Source organism: Polynucleobacter tropicus (assembly GCF_013307225.1).
GTDB lineage: Bacteria > Pseudomonadota > Gammaproteobacteria > Burkholderiales > Burkholderiaceae > Polynucleobacter > Polynucleobacter tropicus.
In genome coordinates this window covers 1,029,462-1,044,825 of the sequence record NZ_CP028942.1, presented here as the reverse complement: position 1 = coordinate 1,044,825, position 15,364 = coordinate 1,029,462, and the positions used below count along the sequence as shown (strand labels likewise).

The following is a 15,364-nucleotide window of genomic DNA, read 5'->3' as shown; positions in this document are numbered from 1 at the left end:
TAAATAGATTGAGCGATACAACAACAAATTCAGGTGATAAGCTTTTGTATTGCTCTTTCTGTGGCAAGAGTCAGCATGAAGTAAAGAAGCTGATTGCTGGTCCCTCGGTATTTATCTGTGATGAGTGCATTGATCTTTGCACCGATATTATTCAAGAAGAGATTGCTAAGCTTCCGAAAGAAGAGGGCGATGATTCTTTACCTACGCCACATCAAATTCGTGAAAACTTGGATCAGTATGTGATTGGTCAAGATCAGGCGAAAAAGACATTGGCTGTTGCCGTATATAACCATTACAAGCGTTTGCAGTATCTGCCAAAACCTAAAAAAGAGAAATTGGATAAGGATGGCAAGCCTGTAGAAGCAAGCGATAAAAAAGAGTCAAAAGCACCCGCAAAAGCCATTGTTGATGGCGTTGAGTTGGCAAAGAGCAATATCTTGTTAATTGGACCAACGGGTTCTGGCAAGACCTTGCTTGCCCAAACATTGGCTCGCATGCTCGATGTTCCGTTTGTGATGGCTGACGCTACCACCTTAACCGAAGCTGGTTACGTTGGTGAGGATGTTGAGAACATCATCCAAAAATTATTACAAGCCTGTGATTATAACGTAGAGAAAGCACAGCGCGGAATTGTATACATCGATGAGATCGATAAGATTTCACGCAAATCTGATAACCCTTCTATCACTCGCGATGTATCTGGTGAGGGTGTTCAGCAAGCCTTGCTGAAATTGGTCGAAGGCACGATGGCATCTGTGCCGCCACAGGGTGGACGTAAGCACCCTAATCAAGATTTCTTGCAAGTTGACACTACCAATATCCTTTTCATTTGCGGCGGCGCATTTGACGGCTTGGAAAAAGTCATTCAGCAACGTACTGCGAAGACTGGTATTGGATTTAATGCAACCGTTCCTGGCAAAGATGATCGTGGTGTAAGTGATTTGCTGCTTGAAGTGGAACCAGAAGATTTAATTAAGTTCGGCTTAATTCCCGAATTGATCGGTCGTTTGCCAGTAGTGGCTACTTTGGCCCAATTAGATGAATCAGCCTTAATTGCTATTCTGACTGAGCCTAAAAATGCTCTGGTGAAGCAATATCAAGCGCTTTTGACAATGGAGGGCTCAGAGCTCGAAGTGCGTCGTGAAGCCCTATCTGCGATCGCCAAGAAGGCAATTGCCCGTAAAACTGGTGCACGCGGCCTTAGATCTATCCTGGAAGGCTCTTTAATGGATGTGATGTATGACTTGCCATCTTTGAAGAACGTTCAAAAGGTTGTCATTGACGAATCTTGTATTGCTGAAGGTGGCAAACCACTTTTGGTCTATAAGCAGGATCTTGAACAAGCCGATTTAAGCAAAAAAGCTTAAATTCTTAGGGTTTTCGCTATTTTTTGGGTATTTTTGCCCATTTTTTGCACTTTTTTCACTTGAATTTCTCAAAATGCCACCCATATAGGTAGTATGCTACTCAAGAATAATGTCTCTATTTAGTGGTTGAGCATCAACAAATCACTAGAAAAGACGCTTGAGGATTAATTACTTGGAGGAATTGCCTTTATGCCTGGCCACTTATTACTACCCTCTGAACCGATTCAATTGCCATTACTTCCATTAAGGGATGTGGTGGTGTTTCCTCATATGGTGATTCCACTCTTTGTGGGACGCCCAAAATCCATCAAGGCTCTCGAAGCTGCAATGGAAACCGGTAAAAACGTCCTTTTGGTTGCCCAGAAAACTGCTGCCAAGGATGAGCCTGGAATCGAAGACCTCTACGAAGTTGGATGCATTGCCAATATTTTGCAGATGCTCAAGTTGCCTGACGGTACCGTAAAGGTGCTTGTTGAGGGTGTGCAACGTGCAGAAGTTAGTCAAATTGAAGATAGTCTTGGCTATTTCAATTGTGAGGCTACGCCTACTGCAATCAATGCAATAGATGCGCATGAAACAGAAGCATTACGCCGTGCCATCATGGCGCAGTTTGATCAATACGTGAAGCTCAACAAGAAAGTTCCCCAAGAGATTCTGTCATCCTTGGGTGGTATTGATGATCCAAGCCGTTTGGCAGATACCATTTGCGCGCATTTGCCAGTCAAGCTAGAGCAAAAGCAACGCTTGCTTGAGATGACTGATGTCGTTCAGCGCCTCGAAAGTCTCTTGGCTGATCTTGAGAGTGAAATCGACATTCTGCAAGTGGAAAAACGTATCCGTGGTCGCGTCAAGCGTCAGATGGAAAAGAGCCAGCGTGAGTACTATTTGAATGAGCAAGTTAAAGCAATTCAGAAAGAGCTCGGCGAGGGCGAGGAGGGCGCTGATCTTGAAGAGCTCGAGAAGCGCATCAAGGCCGCTCGTATGCCTAAAGAGGCTTTAAAAAAGGCTGAGTCCGAACTGAAGAAGTTGAAGTTGATGTCACCAATGTCTGCTGAGGCAACCGTGATTCGTAACTTCATTGATACGCTCGTAAATCTGCCTTGGAAGAAGAAGACCAAAATTAACAATGATCTTTCCAATGCCGAGAAAGTATTAGATGAGGATCACTATGGCTTGGATAAGGTCAAAGAGCGTATCTTAGAGTACCTCGCAGTTCAGCAACGTGTTGATCGTGTAAAAGCACCGATTCTTTGTCTGGTCGGTCCTCCTGGTGTAGGTAAAACCTCATTAGGTCAATCCATCGCACGCGCTACCAATCGCAAGTTTGTGCGCATGGCTTTGGGTGGTGTGCGTGACGAATCTGAGATTCGAGGTCACCGTCGAACCTACATCGGCTCAATGCCTGGCAAGATTCTGACTAGCTTGACTAAAGTCGGTGTACGCAATCCCTTATTCCTATTGGATGAAGTGGATAAGATGGGTATGGATTTTCGTGGAGATCCTGCAAGCGCTTTACTGGAAGTTTTGGATCCTGAGCAAAATCACACTTTCCAAGATCACTATGTAGAAGTGGATTTCGATCTATCTGATGTGATGTTTGTAGCAACCTCAAACTCTTTGAATATTCCTGGCCCTTTGCTTGATCGCTTAGAGATCATTCGTTTGGCTGGCTACACGGAAGATGAAAAGACTAGCATCGCTGTTAACTATTTAATTCCAAAGCAAATCAAAAACAATGGTTTGAAAAAGGATGAACTCAAGATTGAAGAAAGCGCTGTGCGTAATATGATTCGCTATTACACGCGCGAAGCTGGCGTTCGTTCTTTAGAAAGAGAAATTAGCAAGATCTGCCGCAAGGTAGTGAAGCTGCTGCTTTTGAAGAAAGAGGCTGCTCCAGTGGTAGTTAATGCTGAAAATCTAGAGAAGTTCTTATCAGTACGCATGTTTGACTTTGGCTTGGCAGGCAAAGAGAATCAAGTTGGGCAGGTAACAGGCCTTGCATGGACTGAGGTTGGTGGCGATCTTCTTACCATCGAAGCCGCTGTGATGCCGGGTAAAGGCGTTATCACTAGAACAGGTTCTATTGGTGACGTTATGAAGGAATCCGTAGAGGCTGCCCGTACAGTTGTTCGTTCACGAGCAAGACGTCTTGGAATCGAAGATGAATCCTTTGAGAAAAAAGATATTCACATTCACTTCCCGGATGGTGCAACTCCTAAGGATGGTCCTTCAGCAGGTATCGCAATTACTACAGCCTTGGTATCCGTCTTTACAGGTATTCCGATTCGATCTGACGTAGCCATGACCGGCGAAATCACATTGCGTGGTGAAGTACTTCCAATTGGTGGCTTGAAAGAGAAGCTATTGGCTGCGCACCGTGGAGGTATTAAGCTTGCCTTGATTCCAGAAGAAAACGTCAAGGATTTGATTGATATTCCCGATAATGTCAAGAATGCAATTGAGATTGTTCCTGTGCGTTGGATTGATAAGGTATTGGAGCTGGCTTTAGAGCGCATGCCTGAGGCTCTCCCAGAGCTCACGCCAGAAGAGCTTGCCAAAAAGGCTGCAGAGGCAAGTAAGGCTTCTGAAGCTGCTGCGTCGAGTAAGGTGCTAAAGCACTAGCTGCTTATTTGTTTGGACTCAACCGCTAAATTCGGCTATTGAACTAGCTAGATTTGGCGGTTTTTATCAAGAATTCCGCGCTTAGGTTACAATCTCACCTGTAATGTTTTGGGGCGCTTAGCTCAGTTGGTAGAGCGTCTGCCTTACACGCAGAATGTCGGGAGTTCGAGCCTCTCAGCGCCCACCAAATATTTACTTTCAAAGCCTGTTCTTGGCTTTATCCTCTGAATCCCCATAGCCTAGTAAACTCTTAAAGTTACACGCTTTATTGCTTAACTTTATTAGCCAGAATATTCATGTTTGATACCGTTCGTAAGCACCAAAAAATACTTCAATTGGTTTTGATGCTGTTTATCGTCCCATCATTTGTGATGTTTGGGATTTCCAGCTATTCCAGCTTTATGGATAAAGAAACTGACTTAGTGAAGGTCAGTGGAAAGCCAATTACCGCTCAAGAAGTGGATAGCGCGGCTAAGCGTCAAGCGGAAAGAGTTGGCGGTAATTTGCAAATTGCGCAAAGCTTGCAATTTCGTCAAGCAATATTAAATGAGTTGCTACAACAACGTATTCTTGGATTCGCTGTAAAAAATTTACGTTTGCAAGTTGGCAAAGAGGCGCTGATTAAAAGTTTGCAGGGTATTCCACAAATCCGCGCTTTGTATCGTCAAGATGGTAGCTTTGATGATGCGCGTTTTAAACAGTTACTTGCTAGCAATGGCCTAAACGAAGAGCAGTTCTACGCAAGTCAAGCGTTTGATTTGAAGATTAATCAATTGGTTAACTCTGTGGCTCGTACTGAGATCGGCACTCCGAAATTATCCGAAGTGATTTCTACGCTCTATGAAACCGAGCGACAGGTGCAATCCTTATCCTTTGACGCAAAAGATTTTTTAAGCAAGGTAAGTCCATCACAAGAAGAACTTCAGGGCTTCTATAACGCGAATAGCAAGTTGTTTGAAAGTCCTGAGTATGTTGATGTGGAATACATTGTTCTCAAGGCTGACCCCAGGGAAGATGCCAAAGTATTTAGCGAGAAGGCTGATCAATTCGCCAATATGACTTACGATCAGTCCGATAGCTTGAAACCGGCTGCTGATAAGCTGAAGTTGACTGTTCAAAGCCAAAAGGGGATGACTCGTTCCGGCCCAACCGGCGTATCCAGGGATCACCCTTTAGCAAACCCCAAAGTAGTTCAGTCCCTTTTTAGTGATGAGGCGTTAAAAAATAAACGAAACACTGAGGCCGTTCAAACTGCACCAGGAGTTTTTGTTTCTGCTCGCGTTGTTACGTTCCATCCAGCTCAAATCCTTCCTTACAAAGATGTTGCAGCTGAAGTGAAGCGACGGGTAAGTCGGCGCGCCGCTGAAAAGCTTGCAGTATCTGCGGCCGCTGGGAAATTTTCAGCATTGGAAAAAGATCCTAAAAATGCCTCTGGTTTTGCAGCACCTGTGTGGATATCTCGTAACAAGCCCACTAATTTGGTTGGTCCAGCTTTGGATGATGTGATGTCGATTAACCCAGATAAGTTCCCGGCCGTAGTTTCAGTAAGTAATCCTGGGGTTGGCGCAACACTGTACCGTGTTGATCAAGTTCGTCAGCCTGCTGGGGTGGATGCTAAGGTTCATAAGGCTCAGGCTCAGCAAATACAGGCACTTGCAGCACAGTCTGAGTTTGCAGGCTTTATGTCTTACTGGCGTGATGCTGCTAGCGTAAAAGTCATTAACCCTCTTAAACCACTAGCCAGCGGGTCTGGCAGTTAATTTTTAAGCTATCTCTTTGGAACTAGTATTGATTGATATGGGGCCATAGCGCCCCATACGTTTTTGAAGAGTATCGATTGGGCTGCAACATTCGGGTGAATGTTATCCGCCTGAAATAGGTCTTGATGCTGAGCTACCCCTTCTAAAAAAAATGGCACTAGTTGAATTACTTCTTGAGAAGCAAGCATCGGATAAAGATCTTTAAATTGTTTGGTGTATTGCTGCCCATAGTTCGGTGGTATCTGCATTCCAAATAGCAGCACCTTTGCCCCCGACTTTTTTGACAACCGAATTATTTTTTGTAGATTGTCTTTGGTTTGCTCGATTGTTAAGCCGCGCAATGCATCATTTGCGCCTAATTCCAAAAACACAATTTCAGGTTTTTTAGACTCCAAGAGGGTGGGGAGCCTTGTAAGTCCGCCAGAGCTTGTTTCCCCGCTGATGCTGGCATTAAATACAGACCAGTTGCTTCCTTGTTTCTGCAATTCTTGATCTAGCAGTGTTACCCAGCCACTACCGCGAGGCAGTCCGTATTCAGCGGAAAGGCTATCTCCTAAGACTAGGATGACGGGATTTGCGCACACCCAAGAACTGAATGTAAATAACAGGCAAAATAGGCCAGTTAATGTACATTTTTCAACTAGTTTAGCTATACGTTTTTGAAGCATATATGACTATTTCTGCAAAGGCCCTTATTGCCAATCACCTTGATAAAGAGGTTTCATCGAGTGATGGCGTTTTGACTATTTTGCACGACATTGACTTTGCTATTGATCATGGCGAGAGCGTCGCTATTACTGGGGCATCAGGTTCTGGTAAGAGCACTTTGCTCGGCCTAATGGCTGGATTGGATCTTCCTAGTTCCGGATACGTTTCCTTAATGGGGCAAAACCTAGGCGAACTAGATGAGGATGGAAGGGCAAGATTACGTGGTGAGCATATAGGGTTTGTGTTTCAGTCGTTTCAGTTACTCTCCCATTTGACGGCTCTTGAAAATGTTGCCTTGCCAGCTCAAATGCAAGGCCACCCAAATGCGCTCAGAGAAGCTAAAGCTTGCCTAGAGAAGGTTGGTCTTCAAGATCGCCTGAATCATTTCCCAAAAACCCTTTCTGGAGGTGAGCAGCAGCGAGTAGCGCTGGCGCGAGCCTTTATTACCAAACCCAAAATCCTCTTTGCGGATGAGCCTACGGGAAGTCTGGATGAGGCTAGCGGTAAACGGGTTATTGATCTACTTTTTGACCTAAATCTGGCCAACCAATCCACCTTGATATTGGTTACCCATGACCCAGCCTTGGCTGGTAGGTGTCAACGCCAAATCCACCTCCGGGGCGGTCGTTTGACGTAGGTAAAACCTTATAATCTAGGGATGTCCTTTTTCCATTTTTTGCCCGGCGCAACCGCGCTTTCCGCCTTCCGCCAACAACGCCTTTTGGCCGCCTTGAATTCCCAGGGTGTAGAGCTTGAATCAATTGAGGCGCAATTTTTGCATTTCATCTGGTCTGAAGAGAAGGTTGGTCAAGATAAAGAGCAAGTTCTTCAGAATCTTTTAACTTACGGCCAGCCTTTTGTTTCTCAGTTATCCAATGGGAAGTCATGGTTTGGAAAAGGTTCGGGCGATATTCAAGGTGCAATTGCTATTCCTCGTTTTGGCACCGTTTCACCTTGGGCTAGTAAGGCAACTGATATTGCTAAGCAATGTGGATTAGATGTTTTGAGAATTGAGCGCGGTGTTCAGTTTTCGTGGAAATCAAAAAAGCCTTTGAACCCTGAACAACACCAGCTTGTCTTAGCTGCAATTCACGATCGAATGACGGAGTCGGTAATTGATTCTGTTGAATCTGCCAATCAGCTATATCAAACGCTTAACGATCGTCCATTAGTGCGCATTCCAGTGTTAAGTGAGGGCAGATCGGCCCTAGACAAAGCAAATCAAGAACTAGGCTTGGCCTTATCAGATGATGAAATCACCTACCTTGCGGACAATTTTGTAAAACTCAATCGCAATCCTAGCGATGTAGAGTTAATGATGTTTGCGCAGGCTAATAGCGAACACTGCCGCCATAAGATATTCAATTCAAGCTGGACGATTGATGGTGAAGAGCAAGATAAATCATTGTTTGCCATGATTCGTAATACTCATCAACTTCAGCCTGAAGGTACGATTGTTGCGTATTCAGATAACTCAGCGATTATGGTTGGATGCGAAGCAGAAACTTGGACTCCACAAGGTAATGAACATCGCTATGTAAAAGATACTCGTCTAGTTCACACCTTGATGAAGGTGGAGACACATAATCACCCAACTGCAATTGCTCCTTTTCCTGGCGCATCAACCGGTGCGGGTGGCGAGATTCGTGATGAAGGCGCCACTGGTATTGGCGGTCGCCCTAAAGCTGGATTGACTGGCTTTTCGGTTTCAAATCTCAATATCCCTGGAACCAATCTTCCGTGGGAAGAAGAGCAATATGGAAAACCTGAACGTATTGCAACACCTCTGCAAATAATGACTGAGGGGCCGCTGGGCGGAGCTGCTTTTAACAATGAGTTTGGTAGACCAATTCTTGGCGGCTATTTCCGAGTATTCGAGCAAACACTTGGTGGCTTACGCCGTGGTTACCATAAGCCCATCATGATTGCTGGTGGTATCGGCAGCATTGATTCGATTCATACGCATAAGAAAGAAATTCAGTCTGGCCATTTATTGATTCAGCTGGGTGGGCCTGGAATGCGCATTGGTATGGGTGGTGCAACTGGTAGCTCTGTAGCTACTGGTACGAATACTGCGGATTTGGACTTCGATTCAGTGCAACGCGGTAATCCAGAAATGGAGCGTCGTGCTCAAGAAGTGATTAACGCTTGCCGTGCCTTAGGTGATCAAAATCCTATTGTGTCCATTCATGACGTTGGCGCTGGTGGTTTATCAAATGCCTTCCCTGAGTTGGCTGATGGCGCAGGACTAGGCGCTCAATTTAAGTTGCGCAGCGTGCCGCTTGAGGAAAGCGGTATGAGTCCTGCCGAGATTTGGTGTAACGAGTCTCAAGAGCGTTATGTATTGGCTATTGAGGCCAAAGATCTAGATCTATTTAAATCTTTCTGTGAGCGTGAGCGTTGCCCGTTCGCAGTAGTGGGGGAAGCAACTCAAGAACGTCAATTGCGATTGCTTGACTCGAAGCAGCCTGCGGGATCAGACGATGCCTTGCCAATTGACATGCCAATGGAAGTTTTGTTGGGCAAGCCGCCACGCATGCATCGTGATGTGAAACGTGAGCACCAGTCTTTTGCAGAGTTGAATGTAACGGACGTAGATTTGGCCCAGTCTATTGCCTGGGTACTGCAACAACCAACTGTTGCTAGCAAATCATTCCTCATTACGATTGGTGATCGAACAGTTGGCGGTTTAAATGCACGTGATCAGTTTGTTGGTCCGTGGCAAGTTCCAGTGGCAGATTGCGCTGTCACTATGATGGATTACAAAGGATATCGCGGTGAAGCGATGTCCATGGGTGAGCGTACTCCGGTTGCGGTAATTGATGCGCCTGCAGCCGCTCGTATGGCTGTTGGCGAGGCTATAACCAATTTATTAGCTGCTGACATTAATCAACTTGAGGATGTAAAGCTTTCAGCAAACTGGATGGCAGCTTGCGGTTCACCTGGTGAAGATGCCAAGCTTTATGATTCTGTTAAAGCGGTTGGTATGGAGATTTGTCCAGCTCTAGGAATCTCAATTCCTGTGGGCAAAGATTCTTTATCAATGGCCACCGAGTGGAAAGAGGGTGATCAAGCTAAGAAGGTAGTTGCTCCCGTTTCTTTAATTATTTCTGCTTTTGCTTCAGTACACGACGTTCGTAAAACTGCAACGCCATTACTTAAGCTTAATAATTCAGATGGATCGCCTCTCGAAACTGAATTGATTTTGATTGACTTGGGTCGCGGTAAAAATCGCATGGCGGGTAGCATCTTGTCACAGGTTTTAAACCAGTCAAGCAAGACTGCTCCAGACCTTGATCATCCAGAGGATCTCAAGAATCTTGCTGCCGCAATTATTGAGCTTCGCAAAGACAATCAATTGCTTGCTTACCATGATCGTTCTGATGGTGGTTTGCTAGCGTGCGTGGCTGAGATGGCTTTTGCGTCTCATACAGGTATCTCAATAAACGTCGACATGATTGCGGTAGATGCTGGTCAAGAACCCGATCATGGTGATGCCAAGAATTGGGCGCAACAAGTTTCTGGCCGTCGTCATGAGCAAACGATGCGCGCATTATTTAATGAAGAGCTTGGTGCAGTAATCCAGGTTCGCAGAGACGATCGTGATGCTGTATTTGCTACATTGCGTAAGCTTGGTCTAAGTGCGTTTAGTCATGTTATTGGTAAGCCTAATACAAATGGCCGTATTGAAATCTGGCGTGATGCAAAGAGTGTATTTGCTGAACCTCGTGAAGTATTGCAAAAGATGTGGACTAACACGAGTTATCAAATTGCTCGCCTGCGCGACAATCCAGACTGCGCCGATTCAGAGTTTGCGCTTTTAGATAACCTAGCTGACCCTGGCATGTCGCCTAAATTGACGTTTGATATTGCTGACGATGTATCTGCGCCGTATATCAATAAAAACGCTAGACCTAAAGTGGCTATTTTGCGTGAGCAAGGGGTGAACTCACATGTTGAAATGTCTTATGCCGTTAACTGGGCCGGTTTTGATTGCTACGACGTACATATGTCGGATCTCTTAAGCGGCAGAGCCAGGCTAGATGATTTCAGGGGATTAATAGCCTGTGGTGGATTTAGCTATGGAGACGTTCTTGGGGCGGGTGAAGGATGGGCAAAGACTATTTTGTTTAATCAGCAGTTGCGTAATCAATTTGAGTCATTCTTCAATCGCCAGGATAGTTTTGCTTTAGGCGTTTGCAATGGTTGCCAGATGATGAGTAACCTTGCGGGAATTATTCCCGGGGCTGAAGCATGGCCTAAATTTACGCGCAATCAATCAGAGCAGTACGAAGCGCGTTTAGTGATGGCTGAGATATTGGCTTCTCCATCGATCTTTACGCAAGGCATGGAAGGAAGTCAGCTTCCAATTGCTATTGCTCATGGCGAGGGGTTTGCTAATTTCAGTCAGCAAGGAAATTTGGAGAAAATTCAAAGCCAGGGCTTATCCGCTCTCCGCTTTGTGGATCATGCTGGTAAGCCAACCGAGTTATACCCAATGAATCCAAATGGGTCACCTGGCGGCTTAACTGGGGTTACCACCCCTGATGGTCGTTTCACGGTCATGATGCCTCATCCAGAGCGTGTTTTCCGAGCCGCACAAATGAGTTGGTGTCCACCTGAGTGGCTTGATACCCCAGATGGCGCAAGCCCATGGTTGCGTTTATTCCGTAACGCACGCGTTTGGGCTAAATAAACTTGTTAGCAATGGAGTCAGTAACTTTCTCCGAAAGCGGGGGAATTCGGTATCTACATTTTGGTACCGACATGATTCAGGGTGCGATGCGCATTCGTGATCCTGACGAAATTTATCTGGAGTACAACCAGCAGATGATGGCTTGGCTGCTGTTTCTTGAAACAAAGCCGGGAATGAGGGTTGCTCAATTGGGTCTTGGCACAGGCGCCTTGACTAAGTTTCAGCATCGTCATTGCCCCGCGGTTAAAACAACAGTGGTGGAATTAAATCCCGCAGTAATTGTGTCTGCTCGCTCCATGTTTTCTACCCCAGATGATGATCGTAGGTTAGAAACCCTGCAAACTGACGCTAAAGCATTTGTCAAATCAAGTCGATATAAGAATCACTTTGATGCCGTACAAGTAGATTTGTATGATGCTATTTGTGATGGGCCGGCTGCTAGCTCACTTGAATTCTACAAGGGCTGCTTTGAAATTCTCAAGAGCCCAGGTGTAATGACGGTGAATTTGTTTTCACGTCATAAAAGCTTTGATATCAATCTTAAGAACATCTGCGAAGCTTTCGATAACCGTGTTTTGTTATTTCCAGAATCACATGATTGCAATGTTGTGGCAATGGCGTTCAAGGGCCCCAGGTTGGAAGTGGAGTGGAAAGATGTTGCAAAACGTGCCAAGATAATTATGGATAAGACTGGGCTGCCAACAAATACATGGGCATCAAGCCTAAGTCGTGCCAATGCTCGCCAAGAGAACAAGTTAAGTATTTAGGTTTGATTTCGATAATTTCGTGTAAATAAAAAGGCGATCAATAGATCGCCTTTTTATTGTTAAGCCGACTTACCGGCTAATTTCCGTTATACCGTGACAGTATCGGCCACTTCGCTAAATGATTTGATCTTGTCAAAGTTCATGTAGCGATACACTTCAGCGGATTTCGCATTCAGAGACTCTACTTGATCAAGATATTCTTTTGGAGTTGGTAGACGTCCCAAGAGTGCGGCAACAGATGCCAACTCAGCAGAAGCCAAGAACACGCGTGTATCAATACCAAGACGATTTGGGAAGTTACGTGTCGATGTTGAAACCGCAGTAGACCCTTTGCGGATTTGCGCTTGGTTACCCATGCATAGTGAGCAACCTGGCGTTTCCATGCGAGCACCAGTACGACCCAAAATGCCATAGTAGCCTTCTTCAGTCAGAACCATTTGATCCATCTTAGTAGGAGGCGCAATCCACAAGCGTGTTGGAATGTCTGATTTGCCTTCAAGAACTTTACCGGCAGCACGGAAGTGGCCAATATTAGTCATGCATGAACCGATAAATACTTCATCGATTTTCTCGCCAGCAACTTCAGAGAGGAACTTCACATCATCTGGATCATTAGGGCAGGCTAGGATTGGCTCTTTGATATCGTTCATATCGATTTCAATGATCTCAGCATAGTCTGCATTCGCATCGGCTTTGAGTAATTCTGGCTTAGCAATCCAGGCTTCCATCGCCTTAATGCGGCGACCTAAAGTGCGCTTATCTTCGTAGCCATTAGCAATCATCCACTTCATTAAGGTGATATTGGATTGCATGTATTCGATGATGGGTTCTTTGTTCAATTGAACTGCGCAACCGCCGGCAGAACGCTCCGCTGATGCATCAGATAGCTCAAAAGCTTGTTCAACTTTAAGATCTGGTAAGCCTTCGATTTCCAAAATACGACCAGAGAAAATGTTCTTCTTGCCTTGTTTTTCAACAGTCAGCAAACCTTTCTTGATCGCATACAGAGGAATCGCATTTACCAAGTCACGCAATGTGATGCCTGGCTGCATTTTTCCTTTAAAGCGAACCAATACAGATTCAGGCATATCAAGTGGCATTACGCCAGTAGCTGCAGCAAACGCAACCAAGCCTGAACCAGCTGGGAAGGAGATACCAATTGGGAAGCGAGTATGGCTATCGCCACCAGTTCCGCAAGTATCTGGAAGCAATAAGCGATTGAGCCAGCTGTGGATCACGCCATCACCTGGACGCAATGCAACGCCACCGCGATTAGTCATAAAAGCAGGCAACTCATGGTGAGTGCGAATATCAACTGGTTTTGGATATGCAGAGGTGTGACAGAAAGATTGCATGACCAAATCTGCAGAGAATCCCAAACAAGCTAAATCTTTTAACTCATCGCGAGTCATTGGACCAGTTGTGTCTTGTGAACCCACAGTCGTCATGTGTGGCTCGCAGTAGGTTCCTGGGCGTACGCCTTGACCTTCTGGCAGACCACATGCGCGTCCAACCATTTTTTGCGCCAAGCTGAAACCTTTTTTGTTATCAGGAGGGCTTACTGGCACGCGGAATTCTGTAGAGGCGGGCAAGCCTAATGCTGCGCGAGCTTTTGCTGTCAATCCACGCCCAACGATTAATGGAATACGGCCACCGGCGCGTACTTCATCAAAAATTACCGGGGACTTGAGTGAGAAAGTGGCAATTTCTTTTCCGTCTTTGAAAGCTTTGCCTTCATATGGGCGCAATTCAATAACGTCACCCATATTCATTTGAGATACATCCAATTCGATTGGCAATGCACCAGCATCTTCCATCGTGTTGAAGAAGATTGGAGCAATCTTAGTGCCTAGACAAACGCCACCAAAACGCTTGTTAGGTACAAATGGGATATCTTCGCCAGTCCACCACAAAACTGAGTTGGTTGCTGATTTACGGGATGAGCCAGTTCCAACTACGTCACCAACGTAAGCAATCAAATTACCTTTCTTTTGCAAGGCTTCGATCTGCTTCATCGGACCGCGAACACCAGCCTCATCAGGCTCTATGCCAGGACGTGGGTTCTTGAGCATTACAGTTGCATGCAATGGAATGTCTGGACGACTCCATGCATCAGGAGCTGGAGATAGATCGTCTGTGTTGGTCTCGCCTGTAACTTTAAATACAGTCAACTTCATGCTTTCTGGAACAGCAGGGCGACTTGTAAACCATTCAGCATCAGCCCAGCTTTGCAAAACAGCCTTGGCATTTGCATTACCTTTTTCAGCTAGTTCCTGAACGTCATGGAAGTAATCAAACATCAACAAAGTTTTCTTTAGGGCTGCAGCGGCAGCGGAGCCACACTCAGCATCCGAAAGAAGTTCAACCAATGGCTTGATGTTGTAGCCACCAAGCATAGTGCCTAGTAATTCAGTTGCCTTCACGCGAGAGATAAGTGGGGATTTTTCTGAGCCTTTGGCTACTGCATCCAAAAATTCAGCTTTTACCTTCGCCGCTTCATCAACACCAGCTGGAACTCGGTTTGTGATTAACTCAACCAACTCGGCTTCTTTGCCGGCTGGTGGGTTCTTGAGTAACTTCACTAATTCCGCTACTTGATCCTTGGTAAGCGGGAGAGCGGGAATGCCAAGAGCGGCACGTTCAGCAACTTGGGCGTTATAGGCGTCTAACATGGTGGTTCCTATGCGGTAAAAGTGATAAAAGACAGGCCAAAAGGGTATTTTTACCCGATTGAGCCCATTATAGTTACTAATTTAAGTCTTATATAAGAGTTTAAACCCTAAGGGTTTTAGAAGGTAGTCCTAGACTACATTTTCTTCTTTTAAAGCCCAAACCAAGGCTACTACCCAGCCAATAAGCGACCAGCCCAAAAATAGGTTTAGGACAAAAATTGCCCCTGTATTTGCTCGTTTGCGGTTAAAGGCTATTGCAAAAGGCAAGAAATAAAAGAGCGAGAGTAGGGTGATAAGAACGGCAAATAGCAGGCGCATACGTCCTATTTCTCTCGGATCCAGGTTTGGGTTCTGCCAAGCAAAGGGATGCCAATATAAGCCCTTAAATCCAATTTAGCCCCTTGGTCCTTTAATTTCATTTCGGCCTTATATATTTCACCATCATCTGGGTCCAGAATTTGTCCGCCAGAATAGCTTTCCCCTATTTTTTTAAGGCCGGAAAGGATCTCCATGCCCAATATGGGCTTGCCTTTTCGGGAATCCGTGCACTTTTCGCAAGTGGAGGGGCCTGATGTATCCAGTAATTTGGTAATTGACCCAGAAAAAACACCATTTTTTTCGATAATCTGCACTAGGGCGGCGGGCTGATTTGTCTCATCATCGAAGGTTTTCCAGAGGCCCGTAATTGAGTCTGAGGTTTGAGCGGAGGCCACGCCCCCCAAGCCTAGGATGGTGGCGAAAACAAGTTTGAATATCGTTTTTTTGATCATTT

10 protein-coding genes and 1 tRNA gene are annotated in these 15,364 nt (G+C 45.5%); 7 read left to right on the top strand and 4 right to left on the bottom strand.

The window, feature by feature from the left end:
* The first annotated feature begins 8 nt into the window (after positions 1-8).
* From clpX to DCO17_RS05420, 4 genes are all read left to right on the top strand, one after another.
* Positions 9-1,367: an ATP-dependent Clp protease ATP-binding subunit ClpX gene (gene clpX, locus DCO17_RS05435; protein ID WP_173955757.1), complete on the top strand. Its 1,359-nt coding sequence runs from the start codon at positions 9-11 to the stop codon at positions 1,365-1,367.
* A 189-nt stretch (positions 1,368-1,556) separates the two neighbouring features.
* The gene (lon, locus tag DCO17_RS05430; RefSeq protein ID WP_173955756.1) at positions 1,557-3,989 is read left to right on the top strand and encodes an endopeptidase La; all 2,433 of its coding nucleotides are present in this window, start codon (positions 1,557-1,559) and stop codon (positions 3,987-3,989) included.
* Positions 3,990-4,100: 111 nt separating this feature from the next.
* A tRNA-Val gene (locus DCO17_RS05425) sits at positions 4,101-4,176 on the top strand.
* Positions 4,177-4,285: 109 nt separating this feature from the next.
* Positions 4,286-5,749: a peptidylprolyl isomerase gene (locus tag DCO17_RS05420; protein WP_173955755.1), complete on the top strand. Its 1,464-nt coding sequence runs from the start codon at positions 4,286-4,288 to the stop codon at positions 5,747-5,749.
* Positions 5,750-5,757: 8 nt separating this feature from the next.
* Here the strand turns inward: DCO17_RS05420 and DCO17_RS05415 are convergent, their stop codons facing one another.
* The gene (locus tag DCO17_RS05415; protein ID WP_254598711.1) at positions 5,758-6,333 is read right to left on the bottom strand and encodes an arylesterase; all 576 of its coding nucleotides are present in this window, start codon (positions 6,331-6,333) and stop codon (positions 5,758-5,760) included.
* An 86-nt stretch (positions 6,334-6,419) separates the two neighbouring features.
* Between DCO17_RS05415 and DCO17_RS05410 the strand changes: the two genes are divergently transcribed.
* From DCO17_RS05410 to DCO17_RS05400, 3 genes are read left to right on the top strand one after another with little or no spacing between them, the layout of a single operon-like run.
* Complete coding sequence (locus DCO17_RS05410) at positions 6,420-7,094, top strand: ABC transporter ATP-binding protein (RefSeq protein WP_173955753.1); 675 nt, start codon at positions 6,420-6,422, stop codon at positions 7,092-7,094.
* 21 nt (positions 7,095-7,115) lie between these two features.
* On the top strand, positions 7,116-11,153 hold the full coding sequence (purL, locus tag DCO17_RS05405; protein ID WP_173955752.1) for a phosphoribosylformylglycinamidine synthase: 4,038 nt from the start codon (positions 7,116-7,118) through the stop codon (positions 11,151-11,153).
* An 11-nt stretch (positions 11,154-11,164) separates the two neighbouring features.
* A complete protein-coding gene (locus DCO17_RS05400) occupies positions 11,165-11,920 on the top strand; it encodes a spermine/spermidine synthase domain-containing protein (RefSeq protein ID WP_173955751.1) in 756 nt (251 codons plus the stop codon).
* Positions 11,921-12,006: 86 nt separating this feature from the next.
* Here the strand turns inward: DCO17_RS05400 and DCO17_RS05395 are convergent, their stop codons facing one another.
* The 3 genes from DCO17_RS05395 to DCO17_RS05385 all read right to left on the bottom strand — a co-directional run bounded on the left by DCO17_RS05395 (position 12,007) and on the right by DCO17_RS05385 (position 15,305).
* Positions 12,007-14,592: a bifunctional aconitate hydratase 2/2-methylisocitrate dehydratase gene (locus tag DCO17_RS05395; RefSeq protein ID WP_173955750.1), complete on the bottom strand. Its 2,586-nt coding sequence runs from the start codon at positions 14,590-14,592 to the stop codon at positions 12,007-12,009.
* A gap of 129 nt (positions 14,593-14,721) precedes the next feature.
* The gene (locus DCO17_RS05390) at positions 14,722-14,910 is read right to left on the bottom strand and encodes a superinfection immunity protein (protein ID WP_173955749.1); all 189 of its coding nucleotides are present in this window, start codon (positions 14,908-14,910) and stop codon (positions 14,722-14,724) included.
* A gap of 5 nt (positions 14,911-14,915) precedes the next feature.
* Positions 14,916-15,305, bottom strand: a complete 390-nt coding sequence (locus DCO17_RS05385; RefSeq protein WP_254598710.1) for a DUF2147 domain-containing protein — start codon at positions 15,303-15,305, stop codon at positions 14,916-14,918.
* Positions 15,306-15,364: the final 59 nt, after the last annotated feature.